This window comes from Burkholderia sp. FW306-1C-G01B (assembly GCF_058781685.1).
Genome location: NZ_JBYSWZ010000001.1, coordinates 369,287 through 381,031 on the forward strand (window position 1 = coordinate 369,287; position 11,745 = coordinate 381,031).

The following is an 11,745-nucleotide window of genomic DNA, read 5'->3' on the forward strand; positions in this document are numbered from 1 at the left end:
ACACACACGCACTACACACGCGCCACAAAAAAAGGCGTGCCTCGCACGGCACGCCTTTCCGTCAAACCCGTCGCTTCGCGTCACGTCACGGCGCGAGCCGCGTGAACACGTAGTCGTGATTCTTCACAAGCGCCTGGTGACACGCGAAACACGTCTGGTGCTGGCCGATATCGGCCGGCACACCGTTGATGAAGCGCCCGAAACCCCAGCCGCCCGTCGACGCATAACGACGCGAGTCCTTCACCATCACCTGCACGGTCGTCGCCTGGCCCGGCACCGTCGCCGGCGCGAACTCGTCGGACTGCTTGCGCTTGTATGCGAGCTTCACCAGGATCGTGCCGTCCGGAAACGGCAGCGTCGCCTGTTCGAGCGCGCGGATCGCGACGGGGTTGCCGAGCACCACGCGCAGCTCGTCGAGCGGCGCGGCCTCTTCGGCCGGCGCGACCATTTCCCACTTCCGGTAGCCGGGCGGGATCGTCACGCCGTAGATCGGCGACGCGGCCGGTTTCGGCTGTTCCGCGAACGCGGCCGGACCGCTCGCCGACAGCGAGCCGGCCAGCAACGCGCCCGCGACGAGCGCGCGGCCCATGCCGCGACGCCGGATGCCACTGCGAGCCCGTATCACAGATGCTCCACTTGCAGGATCGCGTCGGCAAACGCCTGCGGCGCTTCCTGCGGCAGGTTGTGGCCGATGCCGCCGTTGATCGTCCGGTGCTGGTACTTGCCCGTGAATTTCTTCGCGTACGCGGCCGGGTCCGGATGCGGCGCGCCGTTCGCGTCGCCTTCCATCGTGATCGTCGGCACGGTAATCGCGGGCCCGGCGGCGAGACGCCGCTCGATGTCGTCGTATTGCGCTTCGCCCTTCGCGAGCCCGAGACGCCAGCGATAGTTGTGGATCACGACGGCCACGTGATCGGGGTTCTGGAACGATGCGGCCGAGCGCGCATAGGTTTCGTCGGAGAACTGCCACTTCGGCGACGCGAGCTGCCAGATCAGCTTGTTGAACGCGTCGCGGTTCGCCGCGTAGCCGAGCTCGCCGCGCTCGGTCGTGAAGTAGAACTGATACCACCACTGGAATTCGGCCTGCGGCGGCAGCGGCTTGCGGTTCGCCTCCTGGCTGCCGATCAGGTAGCCGCTCACCGACACCAGCGCCTTCACGCGCTGCGGCCACAGCGCCGCGATGATGTCGGCCGTGCGCGCGCCCCAGTCGTAGCCGCCGAACACCGCGCGGTCGATTTTCAGCGCATCCATCAGCGCGACGATGTCGACGGCCGTCACCGCCTGCTGGCCGTTGCGCACCGTGTCGGCCGAGCGGAACGTCGTCGACCCGTAGCCGCGCAGGTACGGCACGATCACGCGATAGCCGGCCGCGACCAGCAGCGGCGCGACTTCCGCGTAGCTGTAGATGTCGTACGGCCAGCCGTGCAGCAGGAACACGACCGGGCCCTTCTTCGGCCCAAGGTCCGCATACCCGACATTGAGCACGCCCGCGTCGATCTGGTGGATCGTGCCCAGCGACGCAACGCCGGCCGCGCGCTTCGCAGTCGATGCATCGGGCGCCGACTGCGCGCGCGCCAGGTTGCCGAACCCGAGGTCGGCGAGGCTCAGGCTCGCCAGCGTCGTACCCAGGATCAGGCGGCGGCGGGTGTTCACGGTATCAGGCATGATTCGTTCTCCATTGTCGATCGTCAAGGAAGGGGCCCGCGGCACGTGCGGGCATGCGGGTATCACCGTTCGCAGCGGCTGCGCATCGCGCTGCGCCGCCGTGTGAAACGCTTCACCGGTTTTATATCCGAACCATCCGGATGCTTTGTATCCCAACGTATCTGTGTGCGAACACGACACACAGCGATTCAAAAATAGCTCGGGAAACGATGCTTGCGGCCGGCCCCGCGACACACGCGCCCCCCGTGCGCCCGTGCGTCGGAACAGCCTGGCGATCGCGGGCGGGCTGAGCACCGCGACGGGTAGCCCATGAACGCTCAATCCGTCGTGATCGTCAGCCGGACAAGGCTGAAATGCATGTGGGTGCTCGCGGCGCTCGACCGTCTCGGCGCACTGGCCTGTCGTCCGTCCGCGTATTGCCATTCAATGTCGCGCATCCGGCGGACAAACGGTTCGCGCAGCCGCTGAGCGCGGTTGCGTAGAAGCGAACGCGGGCCGCCATCGGCCAGCCCGCGTTCGCCGCTCAAACCACCCTTACCCGCGACGCAACGGCCGGAACCCGGCACGCACTTCGCGAGCAAACAGTTCCGGCTCCTCCCATGCCGCGAAATGCCCACCCTTGTCGACTTCGTTGAAGTAGATCAGGTTGTGATAACTGCGCTCGGCCCAGCTGCGCGGCGCCTGGTAGATCTCGCCCGGAAACACCGTGATCGCCGCCGGCAGCGAGATATCCACCGCGTTGAAGTTGTTCGAGTGATCCTCCCAGTAGATCTGCGCGGCCGACGTCGCGGTGTTCGTCAGCCAGTACAACGAAATGTCGTCGAGAATCTCGTCGCGCGGGATCGAGCGTTCGGGCACGCCGCCGCTGTACGTCCACTGCGAGATCTTGTCGTACATCCACGCGGCCTGACCGGACGGCGAATCGGCGAGCGCATAACCGACCGTCTGCGGACGCGTGACCATCATCGCCGAGTAGCCGCAGTTGTCGCGATAGAACGTCGCGAGCTTCTCGTACGCGGCCTTCTCCTTCGGCGACAGCGAAGCCGGCGCGGGCGAATCGGTCGCGAGCAGCGCAGCGATGTCCGGCGGTACCGTCGCCGGCATGTTCACGTGAATCCCGGCCAGGCCCTGTACGCGCTGCATCGCCATCCGGTGCGAGATCACCGAGCCGCAGTCGCCGCCCTGCGACACGAAGCGCGTATAGCCGAGCCGCGCCATCAGCTCGCCCCACGCGCGCGCGATGTGGTCGGAACCCCATCCCGTCTGCGTCGGCCGGCCCGAAAAACCGAAGCCCGGCAACGACGGCACGACGACGTGAAACGCGTCGTCCGCGCTCGCGCCGTGCGCGGTCGGGTCGGTCAGCGGGCCGATCGCCTTCAGCAGCTCGAAGATCGAACCGGGCCAGCCGTGCGTCATGATCATCGGCATCGCGTTCGCGTGCCGCGAGCGCACGTGGATGAAATGAATGTCGAGCCCGTCGATTTCCGTGATGAACATCGGGAAACCGTTCAGGCGCGCCTCGCCCTTGCGCCAGTCGTAGTCGGTGCCCCAGTAGCGCAGCAGCGCCTGCATGCGCGCGAGCCGCACGCCCTGCGATTCGTCGGCGACGGTCTCGCGGCCCGGCCAGCGCGTCGCCGCAATGCGGCGGCGCAGGTCGGCCACGGCTTCATCGGGAATGTGCGCGGTGAACGGGCGTATGCCGCTGCCGCCGGTCGCGGCATACAGCGCGGTGGGTAGCATCGCCGATACCCCGGCGGCCACGGAAGTGGCCAGCAGGTGGCGACGCATCGGGGAAAACGGTGTGGAAGACATCGTTCGGCATCTCCTTTCGTGAAGTGGAAAGTGAACATGCCGCGCGCTCGCTCGCGCCCTGGCTTTCAATCCGGCGCGCCCTGGTCACGCGGCGTCGCCCATTTGAAAGGTCTGATGTATCCGGGATTTGTCTGATTTGTACGCGTTTGTAGCCGCTGCGCGGCGAGCGAGCGGCACGCGCGCCGCTCGCCGGTACGATGCTCAGAGCGCGTTGACGATCGCGCCGTCGACGCGAATGTTCTGCCCGGTGATATAGCCCGCGCCGTCCGACAGCAGGAACGCGACCGTCTTCGCGATCTCGCCGGTCTTGCCGAAGCGGCCGGCCGGAATGCGCGCGACGATCTCGGGCGTTTCCGGCCAGCTGTCGATGAAGCCCGGCAGCACCGCGTTCATCCGGATGTTCTCGGCCGCATAGCGTTCCGCGTAAAGACGCGTCCATGCGCTCAGCGCCGCGCGCAGCGCCGACGACACCGGCATCGGCTGCTCGGGCGCGTCCGCCGCGAAGCTCGAGATGTTGACCACCGCGCCGCCGCCCTGTTTCTGGAAGATCGGCGTCACGCGGCGCATCACGCGCACGACGTTCAGCAGGATCAGGTCGAGCCCTGCGTGCCAGTTGTCGTCGGTGATCGCCAGCAGCTCGCCCTTCGGCGGATGCCCGGTGTTGTTCACGACCGCGTCGATCCGGCCGTAGCGCGCGACCGCCTCCTGCACGAGCCGGTCGATATCGGCTTCTTCCGTCACCGAGCCCTGGATGCCGAACCCGCCCAGTTCCTCGCCGAGCGCCACCGCGCTGCCCGACGGCGACATCAGCGCGACGCGGTAGCCCGTGGCTGCCAGTTCGCGCGCGATCGCCGCGCCCATGCCCTTGCCCGCCGCCGTGATCAACGCCACTTTTTCTACAGTCACGATCTGCTCCCTCGCTTGAATCCTGCCGCCGCGCAGCCGCCATTCGGCGCGCCATGGTGGTAATGTAGGCGCATCGCAGACGACTGTCGAACCAGTATTTCTGCCTCCAGACGATAGTTTTTCTACATCCTGACAATGCTGCCCCGCTCTTCCCGCCTGCCGCCGCTGAATGCGCTTCGCGCGTTCGAAGTGTCCGCGCGGCACCTCAATTTCCGCGCCGCGGCCGACGAGATCGGCGTCACGCAAGGCGCCGTCGCGCAACAGGTGCGCCACCTCGAGGACGTGCTCGGCCTGAAGCTGTTCGAGCGCCTGCCGCGCGGCCTCGCGCTGACGCACGACGGCGCCGCGTATTTCTCCGACGTGCAGCGCGCGCTGCACGCGATCGCCGATGCAACCGACAAGCTCGTGAAGCGGCGCGCGGCGCTGACGATCAGCACGACGCCGTCGTTCGCGTCGAAGTGGCTGATCCCGCGGCTCGCGCAGTTCACCGACGCGCATCCCGACTACGACGTGCGCGTGATCGCCGACCAGCAGCTCGCGACGTTCCGCCACGACGGCGTCGATCTCGCGATCCGCTACGGCAAGCCGCCGTTCGGCAAGCATCTCGCCGCGCATGCGCTGTTCCCGCTCGATGTGTGCGCCGTATGCAGCCCCGCGCTGCTGGCCGCACCCGCGTCGCCGCGCGCACTCGCCGGCCACGTGCTGCTGCACGACGCGCACGACCTGTGGCCGGAGTTCATTGAAGCGATGCCCGAGCCGGTCGATATCGATCCGCACAAGGGGCTGCGCTTCAACCAGACGTCGCTCGCGATCGATGCGGCTGTCGCCGGCCAGGGCATCGCGCTCGCGACCGATCCTTTGGTCGAACGCGATATCGCAGCAGGCCGGCTGTGCAAGCCGTTCGATTTCGCGTTTCCGCTGTCGGTGGGGTTCTATCTCGTGTATCCGGCCGAGCGCCGCGACGACGATGCGATCGTGATGATGCGCGACTGGATGATCAGGCAGGCGGTGGCGGACGAGCGGCCTTGAGCGGCCTCGAGCGGCCTTCGTCCGGATCAGGGGGCGATCCAGCGGCCTTCGTAGCCGCTTTCTTGCAGATCGAATACCGCTCGGCGATGGCCCGCGCGCGCGAGTTCGAGCCAATCGATCCGCGTTACCGTCATGTGGATCACGCAAAAGTTTTCGTAGCCGTCGCCGGAAGGCGCGGTGTCTTGCCTCGCCGAGACATGCGCTGCTTCAGGCGACTCGACCGGCGTGCCGGGCGGCAACGGTGCGCGATACAGCAGCAGCGTATGCGGACGGCTCGATTGCCAGATCGCGCGCCGCTGCGCTTCGTCGTCGCAGATCGACGCAACGCCTTCCGCGCGAATCTGCACGAGCGCATCGAGATCGCTCGCGACAATCGCGATACGCGGATCGCGGCGCAGCTCCGCAACCTTCTGCGAACGCGCATCGGTATGAAACGACAGCACGCGATCGGCGCGGCTCACCTGGCGCAGCACGATCGTACGCACCTTCGGCGCGCCATCGAGGCCCAGCGTTGCCGCCTGCAGCATCGTGAACGGCGAGCGCTGCACGCCGACGCCGGATTCGAGGCAGGACCACAGGCGGTCGTACGTTTGCGCGAGCGATTCGGAAGTCGAGTCGGACATGACGGGCGGCGGCGATCGGACGTGTTTCGATCGCGCAAGCTTAACCGTTTGCCCCGGCCACGGCTCGCGTGCGATGCGGCCGCCGCCTTGGTGCCGCTCAGTTGTAGCCGAGCACGACCGGCGCCGCATCGCCGGCATCGGTCGCCGGCTCCGCGCCGAACCGGCCGAGCACGTCGGCCACATACTGCGGCCCCGCGCTGATCTGCGACGAGCGATGCGCAACCGGGCGGTCATCGCCGGCGCGTGGTGCCAAGCCGATCGATGCGGTGTCGTTGACGGCGATAGTCACGTTCATGTCTCCTCACGCGGCCAGCGCCGCACCATACGCGCGCACGAGGCGCGCGACGCCTTCCCGGATCGCGTCGACGTCCGGCGCGGCGAACGACAGGCGCAGCGATGCCGCGTCGACGTTGTCCGCGAAGAACGCGTTGCCGGGTACGAACACGATCCTGTTTGCGATCGCCTGTTGCAGCAGCACGTCCGACGACACCGCGCCGATCCGCGCCCACACGAACATTCCCCCTTCGGGGCGATGGAATTCGATCGCATCGCCGAAACCGTCGCGCAGCGCGTCGCACATCGCGTCGCATTTGCGCTGGTACGCGGCCGTGATGCGCGGCAGATGGCGTTCGAGCGCGCCGTCGGCCAGATATTCGGCGGCGGCCGCCTGCGTCCATGGCGAGCTGCACAGATCGACCGTCTGCTTCGCGATCACGCAGCGCCGCGCGATTTCGGCCGGCGCGATCGTCCAGCCCACGCGCAGCCCCGGTGCGACGATCTTCGACAGGCTCGCGAAATGCACGATCCAGTCGCGTGCGCCGTCCACTTCATCGGCGAGCGCGAGCATCGACGGCACGGCTTCGCCCGCGAAGCGCAGGTCGCCGTACGGATCGTCCTCGACGATCAGGAAACGGTATTGCGCCGCAAGACGCAGCAGCTTCAGCCGGCGTTCGCGCGTGAGCGTCGCGCCCGTCGGGTTCGCGAAGGTCGGGACGGTATAGAGCAGCTTCGGCTGTACGATCGCGCCGGACGCGAGTTGTGCTGCGAGACGATCGACGTCGAGGCCGTCGCCGTCGACCGGAATCGTGACGATGCGCGCCTGCTGCAGACGCAGCGCCTGCAGCGTCGCCGGGTAAGCCGGCTGTTCGGTCAGCACGACGTCGCCCGGCGACACCATCACGCGCAGCAGCAGGTCGAGGCCCTGCTGCGAGCCGGTCGTGACGAGCAGTTCGGCCGGCGTGCACGCGACGCCGCGACGCCCCATCAAGGCGATCAGTTGCTGCTTCAGTTCGGCGAGGCCGTCGGTCGGGCCGTATTGCAGGCAGCGGACGGGCTGCGCGTATGCGCGTTCGGCGGCCGTGTTCAGGCCGTCGACGTCGAACAGGTCGCTGGCCGGATAACCGCCCGCGAACGAAATCATGCCCGGTTCGGACAGGTACTTGAACAACTCGCGGATCGGCGAGCCGGCGGGATTCTGGAATGAGGGCGTGAACGCGTACATGTCGTCGTGAGCAGGATGGCGCGGACGGCCGGGATAGCCGCCAGGCGCCTGCCACCGGGGGCGCTTCTGGCGCCACGGCGGCGAATTCGAGCCACGATTGTCGATAGTCATTAAGGCCGCGGCAAACGATATCTATGCACTAGGTCTTGCGGTTTGGTCATCAAATGGGGTTGTCGCGGCGATCCAGTCCGGCCGATTGTTTCGTCACGCGCAGCCCTTGCCTGCCCCTGTTTGCCGGGGTGAAGCAGACTCAGCGCCCCGTCCCGGCGGGCTCGCCCGCGGGCGGCTTGGCCGCCCGGTTGGTGAGTTCGCGCATGAGGTCGTCCGACACATAGTGGGGACCATCGAACAGATAGACCGGATAGCCGCGATAAACCACGAGCTGCTTGCTCAATTCCTCGGCGCTGGCTGAACGGAATCCGCCACGCTCGGCCGGCCGGAAGGCCTCGGCGATGACCCGCACGCGCCGTTTGCCCAGGCGTGAAGCCAGCTCGTCGACGTAGGTGCGCGCGACCTGCGGCTCGCGGGCATAGACGCCGCAGCCGTCCTGGAAGAAGACCCCGACGTCCGCGGGCAGCCACGTTGCGAGCCAGTCCGCCAGTGCTTTTCCGCCGATGTTGGTCTGGTCGTAGACGCTCACCCAAAGCGGACGAGGCAGCCGCTGCAGGATCTCGGCAAGCTTGGGCGCCTCCTGCCAGGTCGGATCGATTTCGACCGGGAAGTAGTAGCCGGTGACATGCAGCGGCAGATGCACGCGCGCCACCTCCGCGGACTGGTCCGCGAGCGTCGACAGGTGGGTGCGTGCGCGTTTTTCGTCCTGGTAGCCGGCCAGGCCCAGGATCACGTTTCTGGCCCACGGCGCACGACCGATGCGTTCCCAGTCGGGAAGGCGCGCCGCGGTATGGATGCGGGTATTGGCAACGAACGCGGTATCGTCCACGACGACCCATTGGATCAACAGATCGTGTACGCCGAGCATCTGCCAGTTTCCGACGGGATTCGTCGTCGTGTTGTCCACCTGCCAGACGATTCCGTCGGCGTGAACGTCGTGCGCCGTCCAGCTGCAAGCGGCCACGACGAGCGATGCGCCGATTGCCGCGAGCGTCGCCGCCCGGTGCGAACGCGGCGCGCTGGAGAGCCGACGCGGCCGCCCTGCCGGTCGAAACTGGCCCATACGCTGTTGAATTTTGCGCACGGCCGGGATGGCGGATGTGGTCATCGCTGGCTCCCCTAGCATTGTCGCGCGTCATCGTAGCCGATCAAACGCAAACGTGGGACCCCCATTTCCGATGCGGGTCGCACGAGGTTACCACCACACTCGCGTCACTTGGCAGTCGTGCCGTCTACCCACTTGTAGCCGAGATTCGTAATGCCGGTGATCAGACTCTGGAAGTCCTGGTAGGCCGGTAATCCGAGATCGGGTTCAAGCCAGTACGGATGGAAGAAGAAGGACGCGAAACCGTCCCGCACCGCCAAACCATATTGAGCATTGGTCACGAGTTGCTGCCATGGATACGAGATACACGAGAACGGGTCGATATTGCAGATGTTGTATTGAACACTGCCCAGGTTCTCCGGGATGATCCGTACCCCATAGTAATCGGCGTTGATGATGTACGGGAAGAACTGCCCGGCCGAAAAGTCCTGGTTGGGCGCCCCCGTTCCGATTTGCGGCTTGGTCGCGGTGTAGTAAACGGCCCGCTGGAACGTCGTCGGGAACGTGAGGGCGGTGGCCGCCGCTGCCAACGGCGACACCTGGTACTGCGGCGCGGCCCAGCCGACGATCTTGTAGCCGTTGGCCGTGAACTCGAGTATGCCCTCGGCCATCCTGCCTTCCGCCCATTGAACGGAGTCCTCATCGACGGGACGGTTCTGGACCGCATACCAGAACTCATAGTCGCTGCCGCTGACCGCGGTGAGAAGATTCGGCGTCGAATTGTACTGGTGCGTAAGGCCGTGCACCACGATCGAACCGCCGCGCGCGACCGCGTAGTTCAGCGAACTCCTGAGGCCCGTTGCCTGAGCAAGATGTATCGTCTCCGGGACGCCGCCGGTGTAATAGCCGTTCGGATCCGTATACACGGGGATGGTGGCCATCGTGAACGGAATCCTCTTCAAGTACAGGTAGTCCGTGAGCCTTTTCATCGAACTCACCGTTGTATATGCGTCAAGGTCCTCCAGACGTACGAGAGCACGGTGATTCACCGGTGCATTGGTCTGCAGGATGTCGTGCAGGATGTCGCATATCACCAGATACCGATCCGTCGGGCCGATGTAGGAAAACGGCATATCCGCGAAATACCAGAACTTGCCCGAGCGCATGACGTATGGCGTGGTCGCGCCGGTCTTGCTGTTCTTGATGGTGACGAGTGCCTGCGCCTTGGTGGCATCGACGATCTGGGTCAGCCCGACATCCGGGTCCGCACTGATGGCGCCGGTTGACGCGTTATACGCGTAGTACTTGACCATCGGCAGATTCTTGTACGTGACCGTGTCGTAGAAGCCGGGATTCGGATTGCTCGACGATGGTGTCGCGTTCAACCCGGCAATGCCGAGAAAGCTGAACCCGAAGGTCTGGTTGAAGGTATAGGCCGTGTTCCATGCAAGCTGCCACAAGTTGTATTTGAACCAGACCACGGTCTTCGTGGCGGTCATCACGTCGCTCATGAACGCCGTCGGAATCGGGTTGTTGTAGTAATCGCCGATGTAGAACGTGACGTCATGGTTCGTGACCATTCCGGCCGTGTAGTTCTGTATCGGAACCAGATCGACCGTCGCGTTGAAATGGCCAAGCAGGTTCCTCAACATGATGCTGTACATCAGGCCAAGCTTCGAATACGGGTCGTTGGCCGGGTTATCGTATAGCACGAGCGTACGTGCCGTGGTGACCTGCGCGTGCGCCGTGCCCGGCAACGTCATTTGCGCGAGTCCGGCAAGCAGGGCTATGACAAGCAAGATCTTTTTCATGGCCGTTTCTCCCTAGTCGCGTTGCACGTTGCCACCGGCTTTCTTGACGGACTTCAAGTTGAACTTGGGGCGCCCCGTCTCCTTGTATGCCTTCTCCCATTCCTCGTCGGACATACCCGGCTTCACCTTGACCTGGGCGGAACCGTTGGGTAACGGAGGCGGCTTGATCTTTGCGGCAGACGAATTGCCCTTCTCCTGTGCATTCGTATCCTGAACAGCGGCGGCGAAGGCGAGCGCGGAGATTAATGTGACGAGTGATCCAACGGTGCTCAATCCGCTCCGAAAATATCGATTGCGATGAGAAATCATGATTTTCATCCTTTGATATGCAAAATAAATTCATCCAATTAACGAAACGAGCACGGCTGGCGCCATTAATAATCAGGGTGTTATGTCGTTATTTTTTCATGCGCACTTGATGCCAGACAAAAATACAGGACGCGATTGTTTTTCTTTCAAGCTAGAAACGTACCATCGGTCGCAAATGGGCACGGGATCAAGGCGCCGAAATCGGCACGCCATGGCAATCCAAAATTGTTTAGAAAAAACGTTTCAGGCGTGCAACGTATCCGCTTTCGAGGCTGTCATCTGACAAACAAGTGAAGCCTGTTCCGACGATTCAGGGAAAAACCAGTTCCATCAATGCTTTGCGCATGGTGACGCGGAAATCGACTCGTATGACTCGAACACGTCTTGGCGACCGGAGAGGCCGGTGATCGCCGGAATCGCGTGACGATTTCCCGACGGAGGCAGCCGGGGCGCGACAACGGGTCCGCAAATCACGTTTCGTCAGATCAATCGATCATGCGTTTCAGCACTGAAACGTTTGGCTCGAATTCGGTGGGTCGATCTTGTGCGACGCCCCGCAGACGCCCGGACGGTCAAGGGCGGCGCGGCAATGGCGCGCGACTTGCTTTACGAACTGCGTATTGAAACGACTGAAACGACGGTGCGCAGGAAGCGCTGCGGGGAGCTGGATCGAGAGCGGATGCAAGCATTAATGGTGCAGGATCCATTCCGACGGGAGACGGAAGTAAGCGAGGCAAATACCAACTTTGAAAAGTCACCCACTTAACACGTTTCATCTTCAAGGATATTACGTGATCGCATCGAGAAAGTTCCAGGCTGACAGAGTCTTTTTCGAGCGACGGGATTTTTTGTGGCGCAAGCCGCGAAGTGGGAGTGACGGGGTCGACGAGGACGGGCAGATATTCGTCCTTCGTTGGTGCAAGGGAGAAAAAT

At 64.4% G+C, this 11,745-nt stretch carries 11 protein-coding genes; 1 reads left to right on the plus strand and 10 read right to left on the minus strand.

The window, feature by feature from the left end:
• Nucleotides 1–85 precede the first annotated feature (85 nt).
• From AC3WLY_RS01640 to AC3WLY_RS01655, 4 genes are all read right to left on the minus strand, one after another.
• A complete protein-coding gene (locus AC3WLY_RS01640; RefSeq protein WP_072442281.1) occupies nt 86–622 on the minus strand; it encodes a cytochrome P460 family protein in 537 nt (178 codons plus the stop codon).
• Nucleotides 622–1,665: an alpha/beta fold hydrolase gene (locus tag AC3WLY_RS01645; RefSeq protein WP_111019556.1), complete on the minus strand. Its 1,044-nt coding sequence runs from the start codon at nt 1,663–1,665 to the stop codon at nt 622–624. Before AC3WLY_RS01645 ends, AC3WLY_RS01640 begins: the two co-directional genes overlap by 1 nt.
• A 534-nt stretch (nt 1,666–2,199) precedes the next feature.
• Nucleotides 2,200–3,477: an epoxide hydrolase family protein gene (locus tag AC3WLY_RS01650; RefSeq protein WP_492309567.1), complete on the minus strand. Its 1,278-nt coding sequence runs from the start codon at nt 3,475–3,477 to the stop codon at nt 2,200–2,202.
• 201 nt (nt 3,478–3,678) lie between these two features.
• Nucleotides 3,679–4,383, minus strand: coding sequence for an SDR family oxidoreductase (locus AC3WLY_RS01655; protein WP_072442285.1), 705 nt, complete (start codon nt 4,381–4,383; stop codon nt 3,679–3,681).
• A 135-nt stretch (nt 4,384–4,518) separates the two neighbouring features.
• Here AC3WLY_RS01655 and gcvA point away from each other — a divergent pair, with 135 nt between their 5' ends.
• On the plus strand, nt 4,519–5,412 hold the full coding sequence (gene gcvA, locus AC3WLY_RS01660; protein WP_175960793.1) for a transcriptional regulator GcvA: 894 nt from the start codon (nt 4,519–4,521) through the stop codon (nt 5,410–5,412).
• 26 nt (nt 5,413–5,438) lie between these two features.
• On the opposite strand, the gene AC3WLY_RS01665 is transcribed toward gcvA, so the two are convergent.
• From AC3WLY_RS01665 to AC3WLY_RS01690, 6 genes are all read right to left on the minus strand, one after another.
• Nucleotides 5,439–6,035 (minus strand): pyridoxamine 5'-phosphate oxidase family protein, encoded by a 597-nt coding sequence (locus AC3WLY_RS01665; protein ID WP_310130921.1) that lies wholly within the window; start codon nt 6,033–6,035, stop codon nt 5,439–5,441.
• Nucleotides 6,036–6,132: 97 nt separating this feature from the next.
• Nucleotides 6,133–6,324 (minus strand): hypothetical protein, encoded by a 192-nt coding sequence (locus tag AC3WLY_RS01670; protein ID WP_492309613.1) that lies wholly within the window; start codon nt 6,322–6,324, stop codon nt 6,133–6,135.
• 12 nt (nt 6,325–6,336) lie between these two features.
• Nucleotides 6,337–7,536, minus strand: a complete 1,200-nt coding sequence (locus AC3WLY_RS01675; RefSeq protein ID WP_175960799.1) for an aminotransferase-like domain-containing protein — start codon at nt 7,534–7,536, stop codon at nt 6,337–6,339.
• A 250-nt stretch (nt 7,537–7,786) separates the two neighbouring features.
• Nucleotides 7,787–8,755 carry an alpha-amylase family protein gene (locus AC3WLY_RS01680; RefSeq protein ID WP_492309568.1) on the minus strand — a complete coding sequence of 323 codons (969 nt, stop codon included), beginning with the start codon at nt 8,753–8,755 and terminating at the stop codon, nt 7,787–7,789.
• A 104-nt stretch (nt 8,756–8,859) separates the two neighbouring features.
• Nucleotides 8,860–10,503 carry a DUF2334 domain-containing protein gene (locus tag AC3WLY_RS01685; protein WP_492309569.1) on the minus strand — a complete coding sequence of 548 codons (1,644 nt, stop codon included), beginning with the start codon at nt 10,501–10,503 and terminating at the stop codon, nt 8,860–8,862.
• Nucleotides 10,504–10,515: 12 nt separating this feature from the next.
• Nucleotides 10,516–10,812 carry a hypothetical protein gene (locus AC3WLY_RS01690; protein WP_492332636.1) on the minus strand — a complete coding sequence of 99 codons (297 nt, stop codon included), beginning with the start codon at nt 10,810–10,812 and terminating at the stop codon, nt 10,516–10,518.
• Nucleotides 10,813–11,745 lie beyond the last annotated feature (933 nt).

Excerpts from the sequence above, each read along its gene's own strand:
- AC3WLY_RS01645 (WP_111019556.1), bottom strand. The coding sequence starts at position 1,665 with ATGCCTGATACCGTGAACACCCGCCGCCGCCTGATCCTGGGTACGACG.
- AC3WLY_RS01650 (WP_492309567.1), bottom strand. The coding sequence starts at position 3,477 with ATGTCTTCCACACCGTTTTCCCCGATGCGTCGCCACCTGCTGGCCACT.
- gcvA (WP_175960793.1), top strand. The coding sequence starts at position 4,519 with ATGCTGCCCCGCTCTTCCCGCCTGCCGCCGCTGAATGCGCTTCGCGCG.
- AC3WLY_RS01665 (WP_310130921.1), bottom strand. The coding sequence starts at position 6,035 with ATGTCCGACTCGACTTCCGAATCGCTCGCGCAAACGTACGACCGCCTG.
- AC3WLY_RS01675 (WP_175960799.1), bottom strand. The coding sequence starts at position 7,536 with ATGTACGCGTTCACGCCCTCATTCCAGAATCCCGCCGGCTCGCCGATC.
- AC3WLY_RS01680 (WP_492309568.1), bottom strand. The coding sequence starts at position 8,755 with ATGACCACATCCGCCATCCCGGCCGTGCGCAAAATTCAACAGCGTATG.
- AC3WLY_RS01685 (WP_492309569.1), bottom strand. The coding sequence starts at position 10,503 with ATGAAAAAGATCTTGCTTGTCATAGCCCTGCTTGCCGGACTCGCGCAA.
- AC3WLY_RS01690 (WP_492332636.1), bottom strand. The coding sequence starts at position 10,812 with ATGATTTCTCATCGCAATCGATATTTTCGGAGCGGATTGAGCACCGTT.